This window comes from Exiguobacterium sp. OS-77 (assembly GCF_000414195.2).
In the GTDB taxonomy this organism is placed as follows: Bacteria; Bacillota; Bacilli; order Exiguobacteriales; family Exiguobacteriaceae; genus Exiguobacterium_A; species Exiguobacterium_A indicum.
Genome location: NZ_DF239008.1, coordinates 1751526 through 1778394, shown reverse-complemented (window position 1 = coordinate 1778394; position 26869 = coordinate 1751526). Strand labels below are relative to the sequence as shown.

Sequence of the window (26869 nt, the reverse complement as noted above, 5' to 3'; positions counted from 1 at the left end):
AGTGGTCCTCCTTATTGATGTTCGAGACGACGCGAGACACCCGTCAAGATGACGGCAAGGATAACCATGATTCCGCCGACCCATGGCGTGTGGACGAGACCGATCGTATCGGTGACGAGACCACCAATCGTTGCTCCGAGTGCGATGCCGATGTTGAAGGCTGCGATATTCAAGGCAGACGCAACATCGACTGCTGCTGGGACATATTTTTCAGCCAACTGGACGATGTAGAGCTGGAGTCCAGGGACGTTCATGAACGCCAGGAGTCCCATTAAGATGATACCGATGATACCGGCGACCTTGAACGGAATCATGAACGAGAGAGCGATCATGACGATAGCGTGAATGATGAACATATAGAACAACGCTTTAATCGGATTACCGTTTGCGAGTTTTCCGCCGACCGTGTTTCCGATCGCAACCGCGATTCCGTAGACGAGCAGAATGATACTGATCAAGCTGGGACTGATTTTCGTGACGTCCTGCATGATCGGTGTCAAGTACGTAAAGGCGACGAACGTTCCACCGTAACCGAGGGCAGTGATCAAGAAGCCGAGCATCAAGCGTCCGTTCGTCAACAATTTGAACATGTCGGAGAACTTAGCAGGTGGTGATTGTTTCAAGTCTTTTGGAGTCAAGAAGAAGCTTGCGATGATCGCAATGATTCCGAGTGCGGCAACCGCGAAGAACGTCGCGCGCCAGCCGAATGATTGACCGATGAATGTCCCGAGTGGAACACCTGTGACCGTTGCGACTGTCAGACCTGTGAACATCAAGGCGATGGCACTCGCTTTTTTATGCTCTGGTACGAGCTGGACGGCAATCGTCGCACCGATTGAGAAGAAGACACCGTGCGAGAAAGCAGTGATGAAACGGGCGACGATCAACAATTCAAACGTCGGTGAAATCGCTGAGACGAGGTTACCAGCGATGAAGACGACCATCAATGCCATCAGTAACGTTTTCCGATTCATTCGGTTCGTTAGTGCTGTCAAGATCGGAGCACCGACAGCGACACCGATCGCGTAACCAGAGATGATGAGACCAGCGAGTGTGATGCCGATATTTAAGTCACCAGCGATCGCTGCGAGCAGTCCGACGGGAACGAATTCCGTCGTGCCGATCCCAAAGGCGCTGATGGCTAAGGCAAGTAGGGCAAGTCCGCCGTTTCTTGGGACCTGTTCCTCCTGGATCCGTGAGTTTAATTGATTCATGGGAATTCCTCCTAAAAATGATTTCAGTAGGGATCGTGTTCAGTGGGCCCGACCGAACATGATCCGATTGACATGACCCCAGCATAACGGGGGTGTTTCATTTCGGGAAGTACGTACTTTAAAGTGCGATAGGCACTAAAAAGTACCCTACTCCTTCATTTAGATGCAAGGTCTAAAAGGAGGTTGTACTTTCCGTTGACAATTGCTATCATATAGCCAGCTAATCTGCTTGGGAAGTACGCACTTTCAAGTACGATAGGCACTAAAAAGTACCTATGCCCTTAACGGAATCACGAAAGGATGGAACATATATGCCATACAATATCCCGGTCGAAGCAACACTTGAAGTCATCGGCGGAAAGTGGAAGGTCGTCATCATGTGTCATTTGATCAAAGGCGAGCGTCGGACGAGTGAGCTCCGCAAGCTAATGCCGACGATTACGCAAAAAATGCTGACGCAACAATTGCGCGAGTTAGAAGAAGACGGCGTCATCATCCGGACGGTCTTTGAACAAGTCCCACCAAAAGTCGTCTACTCGTTATCCGAGTACGGCTGGTCGCTGAAGCCGATTCTGGACGCGATGTGCGCATGGGGAGAAGGACATATCGATTTGACGGGTGGAGAAGTCGTCTCGTCATGACGAATAAAAGTGAGTCTCGCCTGAGGCTCACTTTTTTGAGTACATCATATACAGAATAGGGGTAGACAGATGGAACAACCAATCGTTCAATTTGATTCGATTACCGTTAGTTTTGAGGATAAAGCCGGCAGACGCCAGTCAATCGATGAGTTTGCACAAGGATTCGAGCATGGCATCTTGTTTTTCGGTCATCCACCGGAAACTAGCGACATCAAAGTCGTCCTTGATCTGAAGACGAACTTTGGTGAACGGACGTTTCGGTTTAACTTTTGCCGAATGGACCGGGCAATCGGCCATTATCTAATCGATGGGTTGGTCTGGAAATGGGTCATCTTGTGGGAATGGTATTACCAGGAGAGTTATCAAACGGGTGAGTCCTACCATATCAATCGTCCAAAGGAAGGAATTCGTGATTTTTATCGACAAGTTGATGTACAAAATGAGACTTGTTCGAATGATTATTTAGAGTCAGGCATTCTCGAGGAGGACGTATCATTTACGGATAGTTATACAAATTTTGAGAACCTAGATTGGGTCACCGAGGGAGATCCGATTAATACATTAGAGCGAATGCGGAACCAAGGTGTCTTTTTCGAGTATTACTTTAAAACCTGGATTGATTTAGAGCATTCATTGCCCGCGATTCGACGCGTCATGGATGAATTGTATGCACATACACCTGAATAATGCTTAATCAAATGAGCACCGCTCCCTCTGTCATTGACAGAAGGAGCGGTGCTTTGGTTAAAACGCTTTGCGTTGACCTTTTAGAATCGTCTGTTGCAGAGGACCAAAGTCCCCTGGAACCGTCCGTTCCATGAACAGGTACGGTTTTCCATCGACGATGAATTTTCGATCTCCAAGATACTCGAAGTGGCGACCGTCATCCTTTAATCTTCGCTTAACAGCTTGAATATGGTCTTCATGATGGATGAACCGCTCGTTAAACGTCATGACGATATTTCCTTTTTTGAATCCGAGTAAGAAGACATAGTAGAACCAATAGGCAACGAGACAAATACCAACGGCCAATAACAAATCATACATGTGTGTCGAGCTCCTTTCGTGTATACAGATTTTTACGAATATTAATGCAAAAAGATTCAATAAATTTCAATTAAAAGTAAAAAAGTATTCATCCGAAGATGAATACTCGTTATTTTTGAGCGATATATCTCTTTTGATCGAAATCATATTTAAATTCAACGATCATCCATTCATCACCCGTTGGATTCCGATACGAGTAAAAGAGCGATGTCTGTTTTTCTGGATATTCGACTGTACTGTCATTATAGGCTTTTCCGATCTTAGAGTAATCTTCTGTGCGGTGAGCCGTCATGACACCTAGCCCTTTACCTGAAAGAATATGATCGAATTCAGCCATCGTCATGCCTGGTTTAAATTTCTTTCCTGGTAAGAGTCGCTTTTTCGAAGGCGTTTTAGGGGTGTATTCCTTTTGCGCAAGATATAACGTGTGACCTTCTTGTTTCGTTTTGAAGATCAGGTGCATGCGCTGTAAAGACCAATGATCGTTTTTTTCATCGTACGGATAAAATGAGAAAGCGTATAAAGCATAGTCGTTTTTGATCTCACTCAATACTACCTTGTGATTGAGTGTCGTGACGCCGTGTTCTTTCTTTATGTATTTCTTAAACGATTTTCCGTAAAGCGACTTTGCGACGTCTGTCGCGGTCATGCCGAGTTTTAGCTTTTTGTAAGATGTATACTCCTTAGTCACTGCATCGACAGAATGAGGTGCGAAAATAGCACCAATCATCGAAAGCGTGATCAGAAGCGCGAAGAGTACTTTCAACCGAAGAAGGTGTGATTTTTTCGTACGTGCCATCATGATTGTGTCTCCTTTGACAAACTTATTAAAAACTGTGCGTTTCTTTTCGTTTGAGATACCAGAGTAGTCCGAGGGTAATGAAAAAACCAATCGCACCTATGATTCCGATGAACAGGAAACCAATGAGATCATTGCCGATGTTCTTTTGAAAAAAATAGGATGAACCAAAAATTGCAGTGGTAATCATGAAAATATTCCGTAGGTGGCGAAGTACTTGGACTATCATGGATAACCCCTCTTTCTTAGTTTTTCGTTCGACGGATCTCGGTCGCGACAATCGAGTCCTTTGCAAACGTCACTTGAATCGTGTCACCCGTCTGAATGGCAGCCGTGTTATCCGTTTTGCCATACACGATCGTGTCCGGCGTGATGCGAATCTCTGTCAATGCATACTGTTCGTCCGGCTTTTGTTCACTCGGAGCGACGAATAAAGTATCACCTGTAATTTTCTCGACGGTACGTGCATCGTTCTCGTGTGTACAGGCACTAAGCGGTATACAAAGGAATAGAATAAAAGCGAAAAGCCACCGACGTGTCGGCATAAACCAGGCACCTGCTTTCGTCAGTTAATAGGGTTAGATGAAATCATATTAATATATAAATTTTACCATTTTCAAAACCGATTGATGTAAAACAAAAAAATCTTTCTTACTCCAAAACAACAGGAATTTAGATTGAAATCGGCGTATGATTAAGGGAATACCATCATCTCGATATGAGGAGGCATTACGATGAAGGCAGCTATCTGTACCCGCTACGGATCCCCGGACGTCTTGCACATCACAGAGGTACCTCGTCCGGTTCCGAAATCGTCCGATTTGCTCATCAAAGTGTATGCATCTGCAGTCCATTCTGGAGATCGTCGCATGCGTTCGCTCGATGTCCCGTTGTTAGGGAAACTTCCGATGCGTCTGGCTGTCGGTTTCAAGCGACCGCGACAACCAATCCTTGGCGTTGTTCTTGCCGGTGAAGTCGTCGAAGTCGGTCAAGACGTCAAGCAGTTTCAAGTCGGAGACCGCATTCATGCTTTGACCGGATTTGGCTTCGGTGGATACGCCGAGTATGCGTGCGTGTCTGAGAAGCGTTGCATTGCAAAAATGCCGCAACACGCATCGTATACGGAAGCGGTCTGTCTCCCGTTCGGTGGTACGACGTCGCTCCATTTCTTCCGGAAACTTCAAATCGATCAGATGAAGACGATCTTGATTTACGGTGCGTCGGGTGCTGTCGGAACAGCAGCCGTTCAAATCGCCAAAGCAAAAGGGCTTCAGGTGACAGCTGTCTGTAGTGGACGAAACGCGGAGCGGGTCAAAGCGCTCGGTGCCGATCACGTCATCGATTATACAAGGGACGGTTACGATGGATTGTTGCTGAAGTATGATGCCGTCTTCGATGCTTCCGGAAAAATCAATAAGACGCAAGCGAAACGGCACGTCAAACAAAACGGTGCCTTTGCATCCGTCGCGGGACAAGGTGTGGCGAGAGAACGGAAAGAAGATCTACACTATTTAAATGAACTGTTTGAAGCGGGACGATTCAAAGCCGTCATCGACCATATCTATTCACTTGATGAGATCGTCGAAGCGCATCGTTATGTCGATACCGGGCAAAAGTTCGGTAACGTCGTCGTGTTAATAGCAAACGAATGATTCATCGAACCACCTGATTCAGGTGGTTTTTTTATGGTTATCCAATATATGTTAAAATAAAATAGGCTATTTTAAGGATGGGGGGGATATAGCGATGATGAAACAGATTCATGCGTTTGAGACAAAAACGGACTATGACAAATACGAAGCGGTCACGCATCGCTTTCGAACACGGTTAGACGAGTATCAAACGATCTTACAAGAGAAGTATCAACTGATCGACGTACCGAAAGGAATCGTTTGGACGTCAGCGGAACTCGCGACGACGGTCTTCTCAGACATTCCGATTCCAGCATTTACGAATAAGGACTTGATTTACATATCACCAGACGTTGCAGAATGGCGAACGTTATTTTTGTCTCAACTCGACGGGAAGGACGTACCGCATATTCGAGCGTTCTACGAAACGCTCGCGGAAGATCACGTCTTGACGATTGCTGGTCATGAACTGACGCATCACTTGGATTTGTTCGTTGATGAATTCGACGATGAGAGAGAAGACGGAATCTGGTTCGAAGAGGGAATGTGTGAATACCTACCCCGGAAGCATTTGTTGTCGGACGAAGCATTCAAGCGAATTACGACAATTGAGACAGAGCTGGTCGAGCTCTTTCAGGAGGAGTATGGAGCGCGCTCGATTGATCAATTTGGGAGTGCCTCCTATGCCGGTAGTCTGTCGAGTATCATGTTTGATTATTGGCGGAGCTTTCTCGCAATCCACCATCTCATCGAGGAACGATATGCCGGGGACGTCTTACGCGTTTTCGAAGCATATCGGAACTGGCATGAGCAGGGGCGGATCGTGCCGCTATCGGAATACTTTAATCTTCAGTCGGTAAGACGCTAAGCTGTATTTGTAGTGGAGGAGGGCTTATGAATCGTTACAGTATTCTTTCGTTATCTGCATTCATCTGTTTTTGTTTCTTATTTTTCCTGATGAAGAGCGGAGTCAGTCTGAAAGGGTTTGGAACTGCCTATATCCTGCTTCTGTTTATCATTCCGTTAGTCGGTGTATACACAGGGTACAAAACGAAGCACCGAATACTCAAGTGGGGATTCGTCTGCATCCATCTCATTACGTTCTGTATGATGTCATATTTATTGTTACTGGCTTACAGTATTTCTGAGCCTTAAAAAGGTTAAACGAAAAGGTCGGTTGATTTCGAGTAAAAAAGAATCTTCTGACCTTTTCTGATATGTAGTGTGAAATAAGAAATCATCACGTGATTTAGTTTCGCTTTGGCAAACTGGTCGTTGTGCCCATCTCAACGACGTGATTATCTTGAAGACGATACAGGAAGTATTCTTCTTGTTGAAGCCCTTGACCCTGAACTTTAACAGCAATCTGATAGCGTTTTTCCTTATCGCGGTGTTTGTCGTCATAAGCAGAGTGGAGTGAGACGACACGAGCTGGACCGTATTTTTTCTCGACATAGGTTTCGACTTTTGTGCTGACGTGCTGCTCGAATCGTTCATCGTATCGGACGTCTAAGTAAAACAGCAGTCCACCTAATAGGAGTGAGGCAACCAAAACGTTCATTCCGACTTTTTTCAATTCATCACTTCCGATCGTTCCATAGCATTAAACCTAGAAAAGCTGTTACAGATGATCGGAAGACGATACATCATAACAGGGATTGAATCATTGATTTGAAAATCTACATCATTTGAGTGATTGCTTTAGATATCGACTCCAACTAATTTAAGAATGATGACGATTGTGATAGCTGAGAGCGCAAAAGAACCGGCAAAAGCAAGCTGTTTTTTCAAAAGTATCTCCTCCTTATGAAAAGGTTACCATTATTATGTCATTAAGTAAGATGTCTGTAAAATTAATTCCAATTAGAACCCTGGATTTTCATCATAAAATTTTAGGAATAGATGACAACATCCCCACTCCTCGTTTTGTCAAGAGAGCAGGGATTTTTCATGTTTCCTACATTCTACTTTATTAATAGTCGATGAATCGCCCTTGCCTCAGCATATGTCGATTCCTGTCCGAACCAACGATAAGTGAGAGTTGATAATGGCGAAGTTCCAGTGTCATTCAATAAAGCGATAGATAAATTATTCTTCCGATCAACGATTAAAAACTGTCCGCCTGATCCCACTCCCCATAACAGAGGATTTTTAGCATTTGATTCTAACCACCAAAGATATCCATATCCTGAAAAACGATCGACGTCCGAAATCTTAGAGTAAGCCATTGTACTCTCCTCAACCCACTTGATTGGAATAACGGATCGTCCTTTCCACTTACCATCTTGGGCATAAAGCGCACCAAATCGGGCAAGGTTTTCGGCAGACATATAAAATCGATACATCGGAATGGATGTTTCTTCATTCTTTTCATAAGTGACATGAGAAGGGCTAAATGTTTTCATGCCAACAGGCTTGGCGATCCATTGTTCAAAAGCATCTCCGATTTTCATTTTCGTCTCTTTCTCAAGAATAAGACCCAACATGTTAAAATCCCAATTGTTATAGTAATAAAAACTTCCTGGAGTATGACTTTCACGTTTTGGACGTAAATCTTTCATTCGTTGTGATTCACCCAATGCGTTTAAGTAGATACCTGATCGTGCTTGTAATAAGTCCCGAATTGTTGCGGACTTCTCTTGTTTCGTTAAGGGTTGCTTGGAATCATCGACAGAGAGTTGTCCCAATGTCATATCCAAGTCTACTAACCTTTTTTCCTCTGCAATCCCAAATAGTGCACTGATGATGCTTTTACGAATAGAAGCGACATTATACAATTCGTTCGAAGAGCCGATGGATGCCACTTGTTGGGTATCCTGAATTGCATATAATGCGTCCGACTCATTGCGTTTCATCTGCTGTTGAAGACTTATCTTCAACTGTTCAGTATCTGTTTTACTTTGAAGTGAAATATTTTCATTATCTGTTTCGTTTTGTACGAAAGGGCGGGTAAGATAGACGAAAAGACTCCCAATTACTATTAGAGATAAAAATAAAAGAGTACGTTTCCTTCTTGACTTCATAGTTCAGTTCTCCTTCAATCAATGTTGTGATGACACTGATTGATTATCAACCTTCAAGTAACTTTAAGGTCAAGCTTTCTATAAAATATAGTTTAAAAGGAGAGATAACTTGAGTTTATTTAAAATTGGAGAGGCTGCAAAACAAAGTGGGATACCTGCATCCACACTACGATATTATGATCAGATTGGTCTGATCCGTTCGCGTCAAATCGATCCACATAGTAAGTATCGATATTACACACAACACGACATCACACATATGAAAATCGTCCAGCATCTGCGCAGGATGGATTTTTCTCTTGAAGAAGTTCAACTTTTTTTAAACGAAAGAGATATGAATCTTCAACTTGGATTGTTAGATAAGAAGAAACAAGAAATTAAGTTAAAGCGGTTGGCACTTCTTCAGACTGAGAAGGAAGTGCATCGCCGAATCGAATCTATAGAAAAGGAATTAATTTCGACAACAATCACGAAAAAGGATAGTTGGGAAATAGTAGTGAAACATTTTGATGAACGACCTATTCTATCGAAGCGAAAGATTTTCGACAGAGGCGGAATTGATATCTATCAAGACGCGTTTCTACAGTTACTCAAAGAAAATTCGTTTGAGGATGTACCCGTTACATCGCTCGTGTTACAGCATCATCATATCCAACTAAATGAAGAATTTTCTCACTTCGAAAGACATCTTCCAGAAATCGATTTAGAGGTAGGCGTGCTTCTTCCTTCCATGACATCCCCGTTTCAGAATGCGACTTTGCCTAGTGGTAGTTATGCTTGTATTGTGAGTAGAGGTATGGCAGGGAAGGAACGTTTTCGTAAATTATATTCATTTCTACAAGAATGGCTTCAAGAAAACAACTATAAAGTCGAGGGACCATTAATTGATATCGTCTTAACAGACCTCACTCAGTTAACTGCGATTGATTATACGGAAGATATACTTTCTGAGACTCAATTTCGCATTACACCAAATAATGCGTAGTGTGAAAGCAACAATCATTTTGTACTTTAATTTTATATATGTAAAATTAATTCTAAAAAAAGTCGCAATTTCTTATTACAACGTTTCATAAAGAAAATGACAACATCCCTACTCCTCGGTTCGTCAAGGTAGTAGGGATGTTTTTTCATGTCCACCAATCCGGTGGAGTATATCTCGTTAAAAGATCTTTCTCGACGAGTCGCTGATTCACATAAGACGTGACGCTTGGAAGTAGCGCATCCATGTTGGCAGGGTGCACCATGACCTCAACGGATGAACCGGGTGTGATTGAATCAAGTGTCGCAAACGAAACGCCCTCTCCATAAAACCGCTCATCGAAGCGATTCGTCAGCCAGAGATCCCGGTGCTTCTCGTTCCCCGCAGCACGGAACGTCGTTTGATATTCGTTAGCGAGATCGACGATGATGGAATCGATCGCCGACCAGCCGTGGATATGATGGTGACTGTCTAAGTGATGCAGCGACAGCCCGGTAGCAAGAAAAGCTTCAATCTGGGCTTTCCATTCTAGGTAGACGTCTTTAGGATCCGGTGGCTCTTCTTTCAAAAAGCGACTCGTGAAGCGGAACGTTCCGTCCTCCTTCGTTAACGACTGACTTGTCGAAGCGAGCGGTTTTCCCCAAGAGAGTACGAGATGTACACCGACATGCAGGTCCGGGTGTTGCTGAGAAAGTCGAACAGCTTCTTCGACCGCATGTCCGTTCATCATCAGCGTCGTCGAATTGACGGAACCGTAAAGATGACTCTCGATGATGCCTTGGTTAATACCCGTCGTCAAACCGAAATCATCAGCATTGACGATTACACGCGTCTTAGGCATGTGCCGTGCCAGTCAGCGAGAGTGCTTGATCAAGCACTTGATCGCCCTTCATCAACCCGTATGCCATGTTGTCAATCACAGCAACCGGCACGTTAACCGCTGAACGGATTTTGTTCTCGAGGTAGCGGACTTGCGGACCGATCAAGATGACGTCCATCGTCGTATGTTCCTTTAGTCGCGATTCGGGTACTGCTTCGATCGTTGCGTCAAGCCCTCGTGCTACGGCTTCCGTCCGCATTTTTTCTACCAAGATTGAAGTGGACATGCCTGCTGAGCAGACGAGTAAGATATTCATTTCGTTTCCTCCAGTCGATTGATTTTAGTGATCATGTCAATCATCTCGGTCGCCAGTTCCTTGACCGTCATCGCCGTCATCAGATGATCTTGAGCGTGGACAAGTAGGACACTCATCTCGTTGCTCGTTCCTCGTGCTTCTTCTTGCAAAAGTTCCGTTTGAAGTTTGTGTGCCTCAAGAAACGAAGTCTCTGCTTCCTCGAGTTTCGCTTGGACAAGTGCTTCGTCACTGCGTTTGGCAGCAGCAATCGCCTCAAAAGCACTCGAGCGTGCATTTCCGGCATGTAAGATGATCATGAACGATAATTGTTGGATCGATTCTGTCTTCAACTGATTTTCTCTCCTTCGTGGATACTGTCTTTGTTTCGATTGATTTCGGCAGTCATGGCGCGCGCTCCTGCTACGACGAACGGGATATAGATCAATGTCGCGAGCGTCAGATTGAACACCTGAAGCAGGACACCGCGGATGCTACCACCGGTGACAAGGTACCCGCTAATGATCGGTGGTGTCGTCCATGGAACGATGGCGACCGTTTTCGGTACCATCCCAGTCGATAGTGCGACATACGAGACGACCGTCAAGACGACCGGTGCAAGGATGAACGGAATCAGCATGACCGGGTTGAGGACGATCGGCATGCCGAAGATGACCGGTTCGTTGATGTTGAATAGACCGGCGGGTGCTGATAGCTTAGCGACTTGATGATAGGGATGATTGCGTTGTTTCCTTACGACGATGAAGATCGCAAGTAGCAGTGACAACGTCGTACCAGAGCCCCCCATGAAGACGAATGCGTCGAGGAACGGTTTCGTTACCGTATATGGCACGTCATAGGCGGAAGCACCAGCTTGAAAGGCAGCTAAGTTCTGTTCAATCAGCGGTAAGTAGATTGGCTCGATGACCGAACCGATGATGTTCGTGCCGTGTAGACCGAAGAACCAGAGGACATGGTTCAACAGGGCGATGATTAGACCAGCAGCGAGCGAATCACCGAAGCCTTGAAGCGGTTGCTGGATTGCCTTGAAGATGACTTCGAAGATGCTGAGCTCGAGTTTTATTTGAATGAACAACTGGATCGCAGCAACGACCGTCAAGATGATCATCGAAGGAATCAAGGCTTGGAACGATCGAGTGACACCACCGGGCACACCGTCCGGCATTCGGATCGTCAGCTTCGTATGAATGAGAAAACGGAATGCTTCCGTTACGAGAAGCGAGACGATGATGGCGACGAATAAGCCTTGTGCGCCGAGCCAAGCGAAGCTAAGTCCCCAGTCCTTCGTGACTGGAACGAGCATCACGTAAGACGCGATCGACAAGATACCTGCGGCGAGACCATCGATTTCGTAGGATCGTGCCAAGTTATAGGCAATCGAGAAAGCGACCAATAAGCCGAGAATCGCGAAGGAGGCGTTCCAGATGTTGCCGCCGAGCCGTTGCCAACTGCCTTCACCAAAAGCGGCATTCATCGAGCCGACGAAGTCGAGCGACCAGCTACCGAGCTGGATGGCAGGGAAGTTATTGATCAGAATCGCGAGTGAACCGACGATGATGAGCGGCATGACGGAGACGAACCCGTCACGGATGGCGACGAGATGACGCTGGGAACCGATCCGTCCGGCGATTTCAATGAACTTGTTCATGAGAGAACCTCCTTAAGCTGGAATTGGGGTAAGTACGGGTGATGCGCGCGAAACAGCTCTTCAAGTAAAGCGTCGATCCGTTTCTCGTCTTGGATCAATGGGTTCATCAGGGCAGCGAGGTAAGCATCCTCGTACTTCCCGGAAATGGCGGCTTGAATCGTCAGTTGCTCGAATGCCTTTAAGTTCGTTATCAGTCCACGGACGGAGAGTGGTAAGCTACCGATTGATAGAGGACGTGGCCCAGCTTTTGTGATGACGGCGTTGACCTCGATGACGGCATCTTCCGGTAAGTCACGAATCGTCCCTTGATTCAGCGTATTGACGGTCTGGATATCACCACGGTCGTTATAGAGCGAGTCCATTAAGTTACACGCCGCATCCGAATAATAGGCTCCACCGCGTTGTTCGAGCTCTTTCGGTTTCACGTCGAGTGACACGTCTCGGTACTGCTCAAATAGTCGGCGTTCGACTTCTTGAACGACTTCAGCGCGTGTCCCGTTCTCTTCGTAAGCTTGTCGATCTTTTGCGAGCACGTCACGCGTTTGGAAATAATATTGATGGTAGGGGTTCGGCAACATCTTGATCGAATTCAGAAACGACTCGGACCAACCAAGTCCGACGATATTCGCTGGTGAGTAGTCGTTCCCTTGACTCAATGCGGAAAGAACGTCTTCCGTCCGGTCCACACCATTCACCAAGACTTGTCGACCGAAGATGAAGTGATTCAACCCGATGAATTCGATCGAGACGTGCTCGACGGGGGCATGTAGGATTTCAGCGACGGAGTTCCGCATGTTGAACGGGATGTTACAGACACCAATCACCTTCTGATGCTTGGAATGTTTTAGAAGTGCCTCGGTCACGATCCCCGCAGGATTCGTGAAATTAATCAACCAGGCGTCGGGACAGAGTTCAGCCATCTCGTCAGCGAGCTCAAGTAAGACCGGAATCGTCCGGAACGCCTTGAACATACCGCCAGCGCCATTCGTCTCTTGACCGATGAAGCCGTGCTTCAGTGGGATGCGCTCATCAAGCGCACGGGCCGCAAGACCACCGACCCGAATTTGCGTCGAAACGAAGTCGGCTCCACGGAGCGCTTCTCTTCGATCGAGTGTCCAACGAAGTGCAATCTTCACGTTAGACTTGTCAATCATCCGTTGTGCGAGTTTGCCAACGGTTTCGAGCTTTTCTTTTCCGTCTTCGATATCGACAAGCACGACCTCGTCGACCGGAAAGGAATGGTGACGCAAGATGAAACCTTCGATGATTTCCGGTGTATAGCTGGAGCCTCCACCGATGATGACTACCTTGAGTGGCATGTTGTGAATTCCTCCTCATGAAAGCGATTTCTTTTTGTTGTAACAAATGTAACAAATAATACAACTTAGAGCAATATAAAAATACAAATAAAACAAATTATGATTTGTATTTGCATTTGTATGATGTCTGTATCACAATAAAGGCACAAAGGATTAGAGGAAGAGGTGGGGGTATGTCGCAATCGACGTTACAGACGGCAATCAAGGAAGAGTTACTGTCGCGAATCAAGAGAGGCTATTACGAAGAAGGGAAGAAGTTCCCGACGGAGTATGTACTTTGTGAAGAGTTCGATGTCAGTCGGACGACCGTTCGAGGTGCGTTGAACCAGTTGACGCTTGAAGGGTATCTGATTCGACAGCAAGGACGTGGGACGTTCGTCGCCGGTAAAAAAGTTCGGCAGACATTGTCGCATACACCGAACAATTACGCCGCTCAGTTAGCGGTGCAAGGTAAGCGGGGCGAGGTGTCGTTGATTCAATTATTCGTCGTCTCTGCGACCGACGTCCTAACGGAAGTCTTTCCTGTAGAAGAGCAAGCGCCCATCCAGAAGATTGAACGGATTCGTCATGCAGATGGTGAACCGACACAATATGAGATCTCATTCATCCCGTGGTCGATTGCTCCAGGGATTACGAAGGAACAAGCGGAGCATTCGTTGTTCGATACATTAGCAAAAGTTTTCGACATTCAGGTAGCGAAAACGACAGAGTCACTCGAAATCGTCCTAGCGGATGAAGCGATCAGTAGTCATCTGAAATGTCCAGTCAATGCGCCATGTTTCTACATCGAAACAGTAACGGAGGATCAGGAAGGTCGAATCATCGAGTATTCACGATCCTACTTCCGCGGGGATAAGACAAATTTCGTGATTGAACGTTCGTATCGTTAAATGGAATAGCGCTGTTGTTGAGAAGCGCGAAAAGAGGTTGAATCCATTCACGCATCGGAATGGATTCAACCTCTTTTGACGTCATCATTTTGTTTCAACTTACATCATGCTAAGTAATAGTTGAGGCTGTTGGGAGAGTAAATAATCGTTTTCGACGTAGCGATGATAGGACAATGACGAATCGTTCATATGAAAGAGCGTCAACTGTCGACTCTCGAAGTCGACTTCTTCTATGTAGACAAGTTCTGTAATGCCACCGGAATGATGGGGAGGAAGCAGTTTTAAGGATAATCTCTCCCGTAAAGCGATGAATAACATGACTTCCATTTTATAAGCCGTAGAAACGGAAGAATCAATAATGGATGAATCGATGGAGAGGCAAATAAGCGGATTCATAGTGGATAACGACAACGGATGAGTCATTTCTTTTTGAAGGTGCTGCATGATGGACCTCCTTATAATAAGAACGTATGTTCATATTATGGAGGATGAATCCATTTTTTGCAATCCTATTTAACGTCAAGAGCCTCAGGATGTTTCTTCTACAATCGTTCGAGCTCTACTGCGAGATAGCGGAATATACTTTTCGAAAAGAATGCTGAAATTCTTATATATCTTGCGATAACCGAATCATATCCATGCACCGGATCCCGTTTTCGATGATTTCCTCTTCATAGTGTCTCAAGAAGAAGTTCAGATCGACTTCAACGATTCTGAATCCACATTTTTGGTAAAGTGCTAGCTGTCCAATGCTTGAATTGCCCGTTCCGATTTCAATGGTCGTATACCCCAGTGTTTTCGCTGTGCTAATCGCATGTCGTAAAAGATCTTTTCCGATACCTTGCCCTTGATGCGACTCATCTACTGCAATATTTACGATTTCAATCGTTTGGGGCCTTGTCGGGAGAAGTATATATACACCAATCCATTGATCATTGCTTTCAGCGACGAAACAATGACCTCTTTTTACATAGCTTTCGACTAACTTTTGAGACGGGTCCGCTGCTAGCAAGAGCTCCATCGGTGGATTTTCATGGACGGATAATTGTCGGATGTTCATATTCTCTCTCCTCATAGATGTATTTGTATGCGTTTGACTTAGAAGTCAGTTTCACTCTATTGTCTCAATAGTTGATATAGCAGCGTTATGTAAGAACTTGTGAGCCTCCGTTCTTCTTAAGAGTACAAAAGAACATTTAAGAAAAAAGTCGTCATCCGTACAGAGTACCGGAAAACGACTTTCTTTCGTTAGATTAAGATCATGATCGTTTAATTAGACGGGAGGAGCTTTACGACATGCAAGGTAGATTTTTTCCGGTTCGTGATGGAGTAAGTGAGTTTCCCATCTTGCAGTAGAGGAAGAGATACCAGCTCTTCAAAGTCTGTTAAAGGAACGACGGTCTTCGCTTGTAAATCCGCATACATCAACTGATGGATGCCTTCGCGGAAGACGACTTTTGTATTTGAGAGGAACTGAATGCCGTCGATCGTCGTCTGGGCACTTGAAGCAGAATAGTTCAGCGTCTGTTCGTCTAATCCGATTGGATGGAACATGGCGTCGCCTTCTGTTCCAAGAGCGAAGTAGGTGCCACTGCGACTGAAATCAATTAATCCGGATAGCTCTTTTTTGTAGGCACCATCCAGAGTCTCAAGTACATGGACGTTCTTTCCGTTGTTAAAGTGAGACGTGTATAAAGCCCCGTCATCGCTATCGCGGTGCTCGTATGTGAATAGACCGTCTCGTACCTTTCCTGTTTTTAAGATGAAGGACTGGAGTGGTGTGATCTTTCCGGTTTTTAACGAATACGTTTTTATCGTGGAGACCGTTTTTTGTGCAGTCGCTTCTTGCGTGATCCAGGAAACCCGAGTTGACGTAACATCGATTCTCGGAGGGGACGTATCGAAGCGACTTTCACCGACATCGAGCGTCGTCACCTGATTCGTCGTAATCTTCAATTGACGAATCGACCATTTTACACCTGTTTTCGTCGGTTGTTCCGTTTCGACCCATAGTAAAAACGCACCTGTACCCGTCATCATCGGGATTGCATTCTTCGTCGCATGGACGATTTTGTTGTGCTGTCGTTTCGTATCGTATGTATAGATGACACTCTTATTTTCTTGTAGGTCAAAGTAGAAGATCTGGTTTTGATAGAAATACTGCGGATCAATCGAGACACGGTGTTTGCTCAGTAATGAAGAGAGGTCGTACGTTTTCGTTTGACCTAACGTGACGCGCTCCGTTTGCTTTTCTAATTCGATTGCTTGTTGGTTATTGGAGTCGGTCGTTGCTTTCTTCAAGGAAGTGTTCACTTGTTCAGGTGACAAGACATTTTTTTGTGCTACACGCGGTGTTGCTTGTTCTTCCATCATGGTACAACCCGCTGTCGTCCAAACGATGGTCGAGAGGCAACAGACGGATGCGAATCGATGTACTTTCATATTAGGTAGCTCCTTCAAAGGTTTTCGGAAATGTAGTTCATTGCTGTACCTCATGTGAAGAGGGACTTGGACGCCGGGTATGAAGAAACACGAGATACCACCACTTTAATGTGTAGGCGAACAAGAAGACACACATCCATGCCCACGGTCGCAGTGTCGTCAATCCTTCGTAAAAATGTCTGAACTCTGTAATGTCAAGACGGTACAAAGAGTTCCAAATAAATAGTGCATACAGGAAAAGCAACGCTACCACCGCTCGGATCGACGCTTTTCTCAAGGCTGGATGCTTGATCGCGACGAAGATTGCACTGATAAGCGTGATGAAAAAGAATGCGTAGGAAAGTACCCACACCCACATGTCATTGGTTGGTCCCATATGTATTTTCCTCCTCAGTTAATCATGGATGCGTCTAGACGATCTTCTAAACAAAACAGAAAGAATGACATCAATCAGTAACCCGATCAAGAACCAACTGATCAAGGTCAGGATGTAGATCAGAAAAAGTGGGACATGGAAGGAATCTAGCCATGTTCCAAGAAAGGATCGTGATTCAAGAAGCCAGAAGACAGGGCTCGTCAGAAACAATAAGATATTTTTGTCGTCGTAGCCGAAGGCATTGAACAGACAGACGGCAAGTGAGAGCAAGGGAAGCCAAAGTCGAAAACCTTTACGCATGGTCATTCATCTCCTGTTTGAGTGGGGTAGGTTTCATCGGACTTGAATCAAAAAGGCGGATAGACCGTCACCATGTTCGTTCCATCGCGCAATGACCTCATAGGTATACGTACCTTGAGAAGAAGGTGCGATAAGAATGTCGTTTTTTAATGAAACCTGTTCACTTTTCGTTTTTCGAATCCCAGCGTACGACTTCGAGCGTATCGGGTTTACGATCAAACGAGAGATGGATTTTGTCAGAGGGTGAGACGATGACGGGTTTACTTTTTTCAGTCATGTGTAAAGCATCCACATAGATCATGTCCGCACATTGAGCACTGAACAAACTGGACCAGCAATAAGAACCTTGGACAGTCGGAATTGGTTTACCGTTTACTTCGACGTCGGGGTCGTAGGGTTCAATACGGAATGGCTCAAAATAGATAAAAAAAGCAATCACGGCAAGTAGTGAGCCAATCAAAATGAATTTAAGGATACCAGCTCCTCCTTTATTGAATAAATAATAGTGTTAAATCGGAAATTAAAATCAATCAAGTCATATATCATGCAAAAGAATCTTCATATAGAATCATTTTCCACAATAAACTATCAAATCCCTTCAAATGGATGAAGGGATTATGAATGAGGCACACGTGTCTCTTTGAGACGACTAGGTTTTGAGGAAGTCATTTTCCTTTTACGAAGAATAGAGGAATCAATGCTTCTCCCAGTGGGCTTGATAATCGAGAATATATTGACTTAGGGGAATCGGCTCGGTACCAGTCACCTCGCGGAACTGACTATTCGTTCGTTTCGTGAGTCCAAGACTAATCGGGAGGTGTAACATGATGACTTCATTGACGTAGCTTTTCGGATATCCTTTTTGAACCATCTTCATTTGGAAGAATGGAATCGAAGGGTTCGTGTAACGGATCGTCTTTCCTAGGAGTAGCGTCATCAGACTTGCGACCTCATGGAAACCGAAAATTTCCTCGCCATGCAACGTATAGACACGATTGAAATGGGGAGCAGGATGTTCGAGGCAATGGATGACGAACGTCGCGATATCGCGGATGTCGATCATGCTTGTCTTCCCAAGACCAGCTGGCGTAACGATCTGCTCGTGAAAACGGATGTCATCACGCATGAAGAGATTCAAATTTTGCATGTAGTATCCGGGACGGATGATCGTAAACGGGATGCCGGTCTCTTGAATGATCTTTTCGATTGTATGGTGAGGTGTCAGCGGAAAGACTGGAACATCTTTGAACGAGAGATAAACAATGTGCCGGACTGAGGTGAAGCGCAAATAGCGCAGAAAGAGATGGAACTGTCGTGTTGATACTTGGGACGGATACATCAAAAAGAGTTGATCGACGCCTTTTAACGCTTGTGAAAACGTTGAGATATCGGCGTAGTCCAGGTGACGATAGTGAAAAGTATTGCCGAATTTCTCTGAAGCAGCTGCTGGATCGATGACAGCCGCATGAAAGGGAATATGTCGCTTCATCATTGCATGACCGACGGCTAGTCCAACGTTTCCTGTGAATCCTGTTACTAAAATCGTCATGTGTAACGTCCTTCCTGTACACTTGACTGAACTGCTGTTTGATGAGAAGTAAATCATGATATGTCTAAGAAAAAGTAAGGTGGTAAATCGTCCGCTAATTGCTTTATCGTAACTTGATTGAGCGTATTAAAGAACGAAATCAGTGCAACATCTAATAGTTGATCTAACGCACGTACCTGATAACGCGTTCCCGGGAAAAGCGGACGTTCGAATAACGCGACGACATCTCCGACCCGGACAGTATGACTCAATGGGAGAAGTTGAACACCGCCTTCTCGTCCAGCATGGGTTCGTAAAAGACCTGCTTTTCCTAAAATTGAAATGATTTTCGTGAGATGCTCGTACGAGATGTTACATTGAAGCGAAATGTCTCTCGTCTTTACGTATTCTCCTCTTCGTGTCATCGATTTTGAGGTGTGTTCCAAAAAAAGTAATGTCAGTAAGCCGTGTTCCGTAGCACGTTTCAACCGCACGACCGCATCTCCTTTCAATTTTGACTGACGATGATATTAGACTATCAAGAGACAATATCGCGTCATGGAGGAAAAGGGCGCTTTCGTCATGTAAACATGCGTGTAGGAATCATCGAAAGTGATTAAAGCAGAAATGAGGTGTGCGCGAATGTACCGACAGGAGAGGCTTCGCCGTTGAGGCGTAATCAGTTCATCTCTTCGAGAGTCGAAGTCGAGCAACAATTGCAATGGGTACTCTGTGAATATTGTCACCTGACAATGAATGCCGAGCCGGTGATAATAATCGACGATGCATTGACGAACGAACAGCGCTCGTTCATGAGTAATCATATGCTTTGCCCTCCTCTTCATTTACCCAATCGGATAGGTGGTCTTTTATATATTGGCGAAGGGTGATCGGGCGTTCACCAATCAGTTCTAAAAAGTGGTTATCCGTCTCATCCGCTAGACCTAATAAGATCGGCACATGAAGTTTGATGATTTCATTGGTTTCTTCGTAAGACAATCCATGTTGCATCATAAAGGACCGGAAAAAATCAATCGACGGGTTCGTATACATGATCTCTGTTTCAAGTTCTTCTCCGAGAAGCCGGGCGACTTCGTAAAAATTGTAAGCCGCTTCACCGCTGATCGTATAGATTTTATTGAAGTGAGTGGCTGGGTTTTCAAGACACGTCATCATGACGGTCGCTACGTCACGGGCATCAATCATGCACGTCTTACCAATTCCTGCCGGTGCGAAGAGGTGTGCATGATCTCGTAACATATCTCGGATGAACATGTTTAAATGCTGCATGTAGTAGCTAGGACGAATGATCGTGTAGGGAATGTCGGTTTGGCGAATGACGACTTCAATACGATGATGTGGCGTGAATGGGAGGGATAGAGCGTCTTTGGCTGAGAGGTAGACGATGTGTTGCAGGGCAGTCTGTCTGAGATAATGAATAAAATATTCGAATGTTTCCAAGTCCGCGTTTGCAGGAAATTCGAGAAAGATTTGATCGCATCCTGCGAGTGCTTCTACGAACGTCGAGGCATCCTGGACATCGAATCGACGAAAGTCAAAATGCTCTCCATATAATTCGGAAGCGGCTTGTGGATCGGATACCCCGATGCAAAAAGGCTGTTCTTCCGTGCGCATACGTTGGCTGACGAGCTGCCCGATCGGTGAAGAAAAGTCCGTAATGAAAATCATGGGAAAATTCCTTTCCTCTCTTAGATGAACGAGGCTTCACTGATGTTGTAAAGTGGTAAATAAAATACTTGTATTAGTTATATAATACCCTAATTATCCTTCAAATACCGGATAGATGATAGTTCCTGCTAAAAACATAATTAAGTATTCCATTTATTCAATATATGAACCTTAATATTCAAAAAAATTAATTATTAATACTTATGTTTACATATCTAGGTTTATTATGAATATTACTCGACGTACTTGTCGTGAAAGCTATTGTAAAGTTCTGCGTATGTTTCCTTGAGTGACTTAATCGCAGTCGCATCGCCAATGATATCCACTACATCCGTCGACACATACAAAAGAAAAACTGAGTCATAGAATACGATGTAAGCTGGCGTGTGCCCTCGATAGACGTTTAAGCAGTAGGAGATGACTTCATCTAGCTTTATATGTTTCACATGTGCATAGACGACACCCGTATGAGCTCCTTCATCTTCCACGATATACTCTTTCCAGTTTCGAATCGTAATCGACGAGCCTACTCTTGCCTTTGCTGAATAACGACGAAAACGATGAATGTACGCAGCGACGAATAGAAGATGGATGGATCTGTCTTCTTGAAAAATCGTCTGAAGAATTTCTTTCAACTGCGAGGCATTTAGGTCTTCCATTAAAAAGCGGATACGGCGTTCTGGTATTGACTGAAAATAGGGTGTTGGCTTCCTGATATCAAGCTCAACCTGGAACTGGGATAAATCAAGCATATAGAAGTCTCCTCATTCTATTAGCGATTTGGTTACGAATAGGGAATGTGACGGATGAAAGCATCCAGCTGAATGTCGAAGTACGCTTCAAGATCGAATCGCAGTTGCCTTTCTAAATCAGACAAGCACGTCACTAAGGTGTCGAGCGGAAAAACAGTGTTCATCCGTTCATCGCCCCAAATCGATTGAATGTTTCCTTGATCAGCAGAAGGGACCATCGATACGATTGCCCCTTCTTCATCATGGTCAAACTCCACCGAATAATAATAAAAGGCAGGAGTACATGAAGGTGTCACCAATCTTTTCCACCGATACAACGATTTATAAAACTCGAAGATGGCTAACGATGTTTCAAGATATAGTGCATGATCAATGATGATTTTGACATTCGCTTCAATCGACAGAATGGTGGGGATGTCCCTTGCTGAAGCATTTGAAATAGCGTTCGGTGAATTTAAAAAATCATACGTACATCTGATTTGAGAAGACATGTTCATCACTCCGGTTCATGAATTGACATTAGCTGAATACTTTATTTCGTTGCCGAGACGGACGAATCCCTAGAGCAATCGAAGCCCCGATGCAACTAAACAAACAACCGATGACTAGAGGAAGGGATAGCGCCGATTCACCGATCAATACGGAAGCAACACCGCCAATCAATGGGAATAGCGCGACCATATAACCGCTCTTCGCACCACCGATCCGTTCGACGAGTTTCAAATAAAACAGCCACGCAAGAAACGATGCGATCACAGTTAAATACAGTAAGGCAGAAAGATACGTCACGCTTGTCGGGAGCGTAAGCGGTGTTCCCTGTAACCAGACGATTGCGCCCATCAGTAGACTCGCGACAGTGAATCCGATCGCATTGGCATGAACCGGATGGATCCGCTGCTTAGCGTTACGCGCTGAACTGGCGTCACCCACTGCCGTTAATAGCGTGCCGACCAGAGCAATCAAGACACCTTTCAGATTGGTCAGTCCATGGATGCTGCTTAGACTCGGAACGAGCAGAACACCGACACCGATGATGCCAAAACATCCGCCGATCCAGACGCGCGCATGGAGCGTCTCTTTTAAAAACAGACGCAGAGCGATTGGTGTCAGAATGACCTTGAGTGAGAAAATCAACGTCACGATGGCAGCAGAACTTAACATCGTCGCGTAATAGAGACATAAGTAACTCATAGCGAAGTTACAGACACCGAATACGACGATGAAAGGCAGGTCCGTTACGGTAGGTTTGTTCGTTCGTTTAACGAATAACGCGAAGGCGATGAAGAGAAGGGCTGTCATCGCTAATCGATAGGTCAGGGATACTTCCAAGGCGACGGGAGTTCCTTGGATTTTGACAGCAATGAAATTCAGTCCCCAGACGATTAAACAAAATAGATACATGAAATAGGTCATAGCAGGTCCTCGTTTAAGTAGTTTACTTCCAATTCTTTTCCTGTATTTCATCTTACCAAAAGTAGAACGTTAAGAAATTAATTTCGGTATAAATAGAAAAATCACTGACCGTCATATGACAGCCAGTGATTAAGTAGTAATCATAATTTGATTTTAACGGTGTAGAGAAAACCAGTGAATCCTGTTTTTACGTTCATGACGAAGGTATTTTCATTTTTCGGTACGATGTAGATGACATCAATTTTTGAGTGTAACGGAGCGTAATAACCTAAGCTTTCTGAATAGGCTTTTTTGTTCAGATTAATCGTTTCTTCAGGCGTGTAGCTTTTCTTGTGACGATCAATCAATGGGAAAGAAGAGGGTTTATAGTCGATATAAGAGTCAGCTGAATCTTCACCCTTTACCTGCATCTCAAGTCTGACAGATACGGCTTGTTTATCTTTCGGAAGATTCTTCAGTGGAACACGTTTCGCCGAACTGACCATGAACCCACGTTCTTTCATTAAGTTTTTATCACCAGCATAAGTCTGAAGACCACCTTTATTCATCAGTTCTTCGATGGCGTCTGTATTCGTTTTCTTTGACTTGTTCTTTTGTCCGGTCTTCACGTTGGTTGATGCAGCATTCGCAGCATCGACTTCGATTTTGACGGTCGTCGGTTTGGCGATGGCTTCGCTTGTCGCGAGAAGCACATACGTATTTTTATCACTTGGAACACGGAACACAAGATCGACGCGAGAAACGAAAGGTGGGAAATAGCGATAGCCGTCCTTCCAAGCGTCTGGGTTCCGGTTCTCATAATCGACAGCTTCGTATACATTACCGCTTGTATCCTCTAACGTGAATAGATTTGGCTTATAAATACCATATCCGCCATCTGCGTCTTTATCCTTGTAGTTCTCAAGGATGACGGGAACGGTAACATATTGTTCATCAACAAGAGTTGGTAATTTCAACTCCTTTGGAGGTGATAGGAGAAGTTTATCAACATGGAAAATATTGCTTTTTGTTTTAGGATCTCCCGGATAGGTTTGAACGACTCCACGTTCCATTAGTTGATCGAGCTTGATCGAATTGACTTTTTTCGTAGAGGACGCTTTCTTTTTCTTGTCTTTTACATCTGCCAATTTCGTTCCTGTCGTCTTGACCGTTGGTGCAGCTGTTTGTACCGGTTTCGTAGACGCAGGTCCTTCTTCTGTCGTAGCAAAGAAGAACAGGGAAGCGACACCAACGACAAGGGCACCACCAACTGCGGACAAGGCGAGTCGGAAGCGTCGTTCCGTCGCTTTCGTATTCGTTACGACACTTCCAATCGCAGCATTTGGTGTAATGCTGACGGCGCGTTGAGCGGGTAAGAGGGCACCGAGAACTCCCGTGATGGCAGGAATCAACAACATAACACTCAAGAAGCCGAGCTCACCTGTTGGGAACTGGTTATAGACGAAGCCGATCATCGCAAGAGCGATTAGTAAGCCGATGATTCCAGCGAACAGTCCCGTCATCAATCCTTCACTTAAGACGAGCGTCCGGATTTGACCATTCCGCCAACCGGTTGCCTTCAAGACGGCAAGCTGACTCTTTCGTTCGTTGACGTTTTGCCACATGATCTCCGTCGTCGTCAGGATAGCGATAAGTAAAGCGACACCCATCGCAACATAATGCATCGTGCCGACTTCGAGTGCAACGTATTCGCCGAGCCATGTCGCATACAAGACACCTTTCAGTCGGAAGGTGATGAATAGGAAGAAAATGAACAGACTCGTCGGCAAGGCGATCGCGATTGTCGAGAGGATCGTCCGTTGCCAATACGTTGCAAGTTGGTTGATGCTCATCCCAAGGACACTTTGTGCCCGGACGAAGCGACGACCTTTTGAGACTTCACCAGAACGCATACTTTCGAATGGTTGAATCCGGCGGATGAGCGTCATCGGGACGAGCGTACCGCCCCAGTAAATCAATAGACCAGCAAGTCCAATCAAGATGATTCGTGATAAGGCAATCGGATGATCCGTCGTCAGCCAGAACGAACCGAGGATCGTCCAAGAGATCAAGGCGACGAGTGTGCCGAGTAACGTTGCTTCTAGGAACAGAAGCTTCGAGAGCTGACGTGGACGCCAACCGAGCGACAGTAAGATCGCGAATTCCTTCTTGCGGGCATAGAGTAAGATGGTATTTGAACTAAAGACATACACGAGAGCAACAGCGATGACACTGGCGATGATGCCGCTCATTCCGACTTTTGCTTCTTGGAAGATGGCCATCGATGAACCGAGTTTGATCCACGGTTGCTGGATCCAACCGAGTGCCGATTCACCTTTTAATCCAGGGAGGTATGTCAGCGCGAGCTGTGGCGAGGAGCCAAGCGTGACGTCGGTGATCAGACCGGTCTTGTCCTCGATCTCTTGAGCAACAGCTTTCAACTTTTTCTCACTCGTCGCGTTCATTGTCTCGACACCTTTGACGTTGACACGAATGGCAGAGATGGCTTTATCACCACGTAACTTAAAGGCGGCGTCAAGCGTCGTCAGCATCGATGGTGGTTTCGTCAAAAAGTCATACGGATCGTTCGTCGGTTTGACTTCCCGGACTGGATTGACCGGTTTTTCATTCTTGTCCATGACCCATTGGGCTTTCGCCGGGAAATAGGTCTCCATCGGCAGTTCCGTCAATGGGTCTTTCGAAATGTTCAATTTCTTCGGATCAAAGACACCAATATAGTTCAAATGCATTTTCGGTACTTTATCAAGGTTACCCGTACCGTCACCGAAAATACGAGCTTTTCGATACATCGATCGTTTCGAAATCAGAACTTCTTTTGCAACCTCTTGAGGCGTTACTTGATAAGTAAATGGCCAACGTTTGGCAAAGGGGCTAGCAATCGTTTGATACTCGACGGACGATGGTTTTAGATACATCCAGTCAAAGCCACCATTTGCATTTTCCGGAACCTTATCTTCGAGAATGTTCTTAATAAGTTGCTTTGATGCTTGCTCTGTCGAAATATAGTATTCCTTCGTATCTTTAACAGGAAGCGTCTTGAGATAGGATTCGCCACCTTTTTTCATGATATTGCGCACCGTTTCAACCATTGAATCTTTGACGAGCGGAATATCGACTTTCTCGTAGCGATAGGTCCGCGATGCATTGACGTATTCCTGACTGTTCATGATCAATGGGATGTCCCAGACACCGTCACCATAATCGTTCACGACATCGTCCTTCGTGAAATAACGACTATGCGTAGCCTTTTTGGTTGCCTGATCGAGTCCAACGAGTTGTGCTTCTGCTTCCGGATCAATCCCGGCAAGCATCACTGCACTCCCGTAACCGTAGATGGGAAACTCGCCTAGTTCTTGCGGTGAAATATCTCGATTCAATCCGTCACTCTCAGGAGGGGACCATCCTGCTCCGGCAAAGAACGACATAGACTCTGTTTCTTTTTTTAGTCCAGTATCTTGCATATCTTTATATGAAATCTTATAAATGCCTGGTTCCTTGAAGTTGTAGGTATCCTTCACAGCATCCGTATAATAGTTCCCGATCATCGCAATTGGTGCTGCGACCTCAACATCAGTAATCTGTTTGATCGTCTCGTACTGCTTGCGGGTGATCCCGCCGTCGAGCCCACTCATGTAGTTCGGTTCGAGCAGGTTCAAGTCTTCTGTCACGCTCCGGCTGCCTTCCGGTCGAACAACGATATCGTATGATGAGCCCCAGCGTTTTTGCAGTTCATCAACGACCGTTCCGTTATTGGCTTGCGTCGTACCGATCAAGTAACTCAGTCCAGTACTGACGATCAGGACGCCGACGAGGAGTAAGATGAACCGCTCCTTGTTGCGCCACCAGGAATTCCAGATGAATCTCAGCATGTACTATTCCTCGCTTTCGTTTGACTTAAGGAAAATCGTACAATGTGACCTAATTATCACTTATGTACATATCCATATATTTCTTTTTATATTTCCATTATATACAAATTATAGTGAATTGACTAAAAATCTGTTAATTGAAAATCGAGTGTTTTAAGTTTTTTAAAAGAGCG

31 protein-coding genes are annotated in these 26869 nt (G+C 45.2%); 6 read left to right on the top strand and 25 right to left on the bottom strand.

Annotated features, from left to right (window positions below; all coding sequences use genetic code 11):
- Window positions 1-11: 11 nt before the first annotated feature.
- Window positions 12-1214: an MFS transporter gene (locus EXG77_RS09095; RefSeq protein ID WP_052017146.1), complete on the bottom strand. Its 1203-nt coding sequence runs from the start codon at window positions 1212-1214 to the stop codon at window positions 12-14.
- 311 nt (window positions 1215-1525) lie between these two features.
- Between EXG77_RS09095 and EXG77_RS09090 the strand changes: the two genes are divergently transcribed.
- Together EXG77_RS09090 and EXG77_RS09085 are read left to right on the top strand one after the other, a co-directional pair.
- Window positions 1526-1855: a helix-turn-helix domain-containing protein gene (locus EXG77_RS09090; protein ID WP_023468096.1), complete on the top strand. Its 330-nt coding sequence runs from the start codon at window positions 1526-1528 to the stop codon at window positions 1853-1855.
- A 69-nt stretch (window positions 1856-1924) separates the two neighbouring features.
- Window positions 1925-2542: a hypothetical protein gene (locus EXG77_RS09085; RefSeq protein WP_035397715.1), complete on the top strand. Its 618-nt coding sequence runs from the start codon at window positions 1925-1927 to the stop codon at window positions 2540-2542.
- A gap of 57 nt (window positions 2543-2599) precedes the next feature.
- Here the strand turns inward: EXG77_RS09085 and EXG77_RS09080 are convergent, their stop codons facing one another.
- The 4 genes from EXG77_RS09080 to EXG77_RS09065 all read right to left on the bottom strand — a co-directional run bounded on the left by EXG77_RS09080 (window position 2600) and on the right by EXG77_RS09065 (window position 4246).
- A complete protein-coding gene (locus EXG77_RS09080) occupies window positions 2600-2902 on the bottom strand; it encodes a hypothetical protein (RefSeq protein WP_035397713.1) in 303 nt (100 codons plus the stop codon).
- Window positions 2903-3011: 109 nt separating this feature from the next.
- The gene (locus EXG77_RS09075; protein WP_035397710.1) at window positions 3012-3704 is read right to left on the bottom strand and encodes a hypothetical protein; all 693 of its coding nucleotides are present in this window, start codon (window positions 3702-3704) and stop codon (window positions 3012-3014) included.
- Window positions 3705-3729: 25 nt separating this feature from the next.
- Window positions 3730-3891 (bottom strand): hypothetical protein, encoded by a 162-nt coding sequence (locus EXG77_RS16450; RefSeq protein WP_203229916.1) that lies wholly within the window; start codon window positions 3889-3891, stop codon window positions 3730-3732.
- Between the two features lie 55 nt (window positions 3892-3946).
- On the bottom strand, window positions 3947-4246 hold the full coding sequence (locus tag EXG77_RS09065) for a hypothetical protein (RefSeq protein WP_035397705.1): 300 nt from the start codon (window positions 4244-4246) through the stop codon (window positions 3947-3949).
- 189 nt (window positions 4247-4435) lie between these two features.
- On the opposite strand from EXG77_RS09065, the gene EXG77_RS09060 reads away from it, so the two are divergent.
- On the top strand, window positions 4436-5353 hold the full coding sequence (locus EXG77_RS09060) for an NAD(P)-dependent alcohol dehydrogenase (RefSeq protein ID WP_035397703.1): 918 nt from the start codon (window positions 4436-4438) through the stop codon (window positions 5351-5353).
- 94 nt (window positions 5354-5447) lie between these two features.
- Window positions 5448-6200: a collagenase gene (locus EXG77_RS09055; RefSeq protein WP_035397701.1), complete on the top strand. Its 753-nt coding sequence runs from the start codon at window positions 5448-5450 to the stop codon at window positions 6198-6200.
- Between the two features lie 381 nt (window positions 6201-6581).
- Here EXG77_RS09055 and EXG77_RS09045 read toward each other — a convergent pair whose 3' ends face one another.
- Entirely contained in the window at window positions 6582-6893 is a 312-nt protein-coding gene (locus EXG77_RS09045) for a hypothetical protein (protein ID WP_145981733.1), read from the bottom strand.
- A gap of 403 nt (window positions 6894-7296) precedes the next feature.
- Window positions 7297-8355 (bottom strand): serine hydrolase, encoded by a 1059-nt coding sequence (locus tag EXG77_RS09040; RefSeq protein ID WP_052017145.1) that lies wholly within the window; start codon window positions 8353-8355, stop codon window positions 7297-7299.
- A gap of 109 nt (window positions 8356-8464) precedes the next feature.
- Between EXG77_RS09040 and EXG77_RS09035 the strand changes: the two genes are divergently transcribed.
- A complete protein-coding gene (locus EXG77_RS09035; protein ID WP_035397694.1) occupies window positions 8465-9340 on the top strand; it encodes a MerR family transcriptional regulator in 876 nt (291 codons plus the stop codon).
- A gap of 145 nt (window positions 9341-9485) precedes the next feature.
- Here the strand turns inward: EXG77_RS09035 and chbG are convergent, their stop codons facing one another.
- From chbG to EXG77_RS09010, 5 genes are read right to left on the bottom strand one after another with little or no spacing between them, the layout of a single operon-like run.
- The gene (chbG, locus tag EXG77_RS09030; protein ID WP_035397692.1) at window positions 9486-10178 is read right to left on the bottom strand and encodes a chitin disaccharide deacetylase; all 693 of its coding nucleotides are present in this window, start codon (window positions 10176-10178) and stop codon (window positions 9486-9488) included.
- On the bottom strand, window positions 10171-10473 hold the full coding sequence (locus EXG77_RS09025) for a PTS sugar transporter subunit IIB (RefSeq protein WP_029341535.1): 303 nt from the start codon (window positions 10471-10473) through the stop codon (window positions 10171-10173). Before EXG77_RS09025 ends, chbG begins: the two co-directional genes overlap by 8 nt.
- Complete coding sequence (locus tag EXG77_RS09020; RefSeq protein WP_029341536.1) at window positions 10470-10769, bottom strand: PTS lactose/cellobiose transporter subunit IIA; 300 nt, start codon at window positions 10767-10769, stop codon at window positions 10470-10472. Before EXG77_RS09020 ends, EXG77_RS09025 begins: the two co-directional genes overlap by 4 nt.
- A 29-nt stretch (window positions 10770-10798) precedes the next feature.
- Entirely contained in the window at window positions 10799-12118 is a 1320-nt protein-coding gene (gene celB, locus EXG77_RS09015; protein ID WP_035397690.1) for a PTS cellobiose transporter subunit IIC, read from the bottom strand.
- Window positions 12115-13437, bottom strand: a complete 1323-nt coding sequence (locus EXG77_RS09010) for a 6-phospho-beta-glucosidase (protein WP_035397688.1) — start codon at window positions 13435-13437, stop codon at window positions 12115-12117. Before EXG77_RS09010 ends, celB begins: the two co-directional genes overlap by 4 nt.
- Before the next feature lie 173 nt (window positions 13438-13610).
- Between EXG77_RS09010 and EXG77_RS09005 the strand changes: the two genes are divergently transcribed.
- Window positions 13611-14327, top strand: coding sequence for a GntR family transcriptional regulator (locus EXG77_RS09005; protein WP_035397686.1), 717 nt, complete (start codon window positions 13611-13613; stop codon window positions 14325-14327).
- Window positions 14328-14426: 99 nt separating this feature from the next.
- Here the strand turns inward: EXG77_RS09005 and EXG77_RS09000 are convergent, their stop codons facing one another.
- The 13 genes from EXG77_RS09000 to EXG77_RS08940 form a co-directional block, all read right to left on the bottom strand.
- Window positions 14427-14771 (bottom strand): hypothetical protein, encoded by a 345-nt coding sequence (locus tag EXG77_RS09000; RefSeq protein WP_035397684.1) that lies wholly within the window; start codon window positions 14769-14771, stop codon window positions 14427-14429.
- 163 nt (window positions 14772-14934) lie between these two features.
- Complete coding sequence (locus EXG77_RS08995; RefSeq protein ID WP_035397682.1) at window positions 14935-15387, bottom strand: GNAT family N-acetyltransferase; 453 nt, start codon at window positions 15385-15387, stop codon at window positions 14935-14937.
- A gap of 209 nt (window positions 15388-15596) precedes the next feature.
- Complete coding sequence (locus EXG77_RS08990) at window positions 15597-16769, bottom strand: hypothetical protein (RefSeq protein WP_035397680.1); 1173 nt, start codon at window positions 16767-16769, stop codon at window positions 15597-15599.
- 37 nt (window positions 16770-16806) lie between these two features.
- A complete protein-coding gene (locus tag EXG77_RS08985; RefSeq protein ID WP_035397678.1) occupies window positions 16807-17145 on the bottom strand; it encodes a hypothetical protein in 339 nt (112 codons plus the stop codon).
- Window positions 17146-17163: 18 nt separating this feature from the next.
- Window positions 17164-17445, bottom strand: a complete 282-nt coding sequence (locus EXG77_RS08980; protein WP_035397676.1) for a hypothetical protein — start codon at window positions 17443-17445, stop codon at window positions 17164-17166.
- Between the two features lie 160 nt (window positions 17446-17605).
- Window positions 17606-17905 (bottom strand): hypothetical protein, encoded by a 300-nt coding sequence (locus tag EXG77_RS08975; protein ID WP_238987934.1) that lies wholly within the window; start codon window positions 17903-17905, stop codon window positions 17606-17608.
- Between the two features lie 234 nt (window positions 17906-18139).
- A complete protein-coding gene (locus tag EXG77_RS08970; protein ID WP_035397674.1) occupies window positions 18140-18994 on the bottom strand; it encodes an NmrA family NAD(P)-binding protein in 855 nt (284 codons plus the stop codon).
- 53 nt (window positions 18995-19047) lie between these two features.
- A complete protein-coding gene (locus EXG77_RS08965) occupies window positions 19048-19467 on the bottom strand; it encodes an Rrf2 family transcriptional regulator (protein WP_052017144.1) in 420 nt (139 codons plus the stop codon).
- A 316-nt stretch (window positions 19468-19783) separates the two neighbouring features.
- Window positions 19784-20662 carry an NAD(P)H-binding protein gene (locus EXG77_RS08960; protein ID WP_035397672.1) on the bottom strand — a complete coding sequence of 293 codons (879 nt, stop codon included), beginning with the start codon at window positions 20660-20662 and terminating at the stop codon, window positions 19784-19786.
- Between the two features lie 233 nt (window positions 20663-20895).
- Window positions 20896-21414 (bottom strand): hypothetical protein, encoded by a 519-nt coding sequence (locus EXG77_RS08955; RefSeq protein WP_035397670.1) that lies wholly within the window; start codon window positions 21412-21414, stop codon window positions 20896-20898.
- Window positions 21415-21446: 32 nt separating this feature from the next.
- Window positions 21447-21905, bottom strand: coding sequence for a hypothetical protein (locus EXG77_RS08950; RefSeq protein WP_035397668.1), 459 nt, complete (start codon window positions 21903-21905; stop codon window positions 21447-21449).
- Window positions 21906-21933: 28 nt separating this feature from the next.
- Entirely contained in the window at window positions 21934-22827 is an 894-nt protein-coding gene (locus EXG77_RS08945; protein ID WP_035397666.1) for a DMT family transporter, read from the bottom strand.
- Between the two features lie 140 nt (window positions 22828-22967).
- Window positions 22968-26696: an ABC transporter permease gene (locus tag EXG77_RS08940; protein WP_052017143.1), complete on the bottom strand. Its 3729-nt coding sequence runs from the start codon at window positions 26694-26696 to the stop codon at window positions 22968-22970.
- Window positions 26697-26869 lie beyond the last annotated feature (173 nt).